General features: G+C 40.6%; 1 pseudogene. It reads left to right on the top strand.

The window, feature by feature from the left end:
• Nucleotides 1–424, top strand: a pseudogene (locus AAEZ02_RS21895) (flagellar hook-associated protein FlgL); the annotation flags it as partial.

The following is a 424-nucleotide window of genomic DNA, read 5'->3' on the forward strand; positions in this document are numbered from 1 at the left end:
GTGCAGGTGTTGATCTTGAAGTATTAAGTTCGGTTAACACAGCAGTCAAAACAGTTGTTAACTTTGATCCTACTAATGCGGTTTCTTTTAACGGCATAGACGTTAAATTAAGCGGTACTCCGGCTGCAGGGGACTCATTTACACTTGAACCGCAGGAAACAGTAGGCGTGTTTGATTCATTTAGTAAGGCTCTCGCTTTATTGGACACATCAGACGGCACAAATACTGCCCAAGGAAAGTCACAGTTGGCACAACTATTGAATGATATTGATAGTGGTCAAAATCAAGTCAGTGCAGCAAGAGGGATCGCAGGCAACAATCTGAAAAGTTTGGACAGTATTTCTACCAACCATTCAGAAGAGAAAATTATTAATAGCAGCACGTTATCTATTCTAGAAGATTTAGATTATGCCGAGGCTATTAC

Source organism: Shewanella sp. T24-MNA-CIBAN-0130 (assembly GCF_040310185.1).
Lineage (GTDB): Bacteria > Pseudomonadota > Gammaproteobacteria > Enterobacterales > Shewanellaceae > Shewanella > Shewanella psychromarinicola.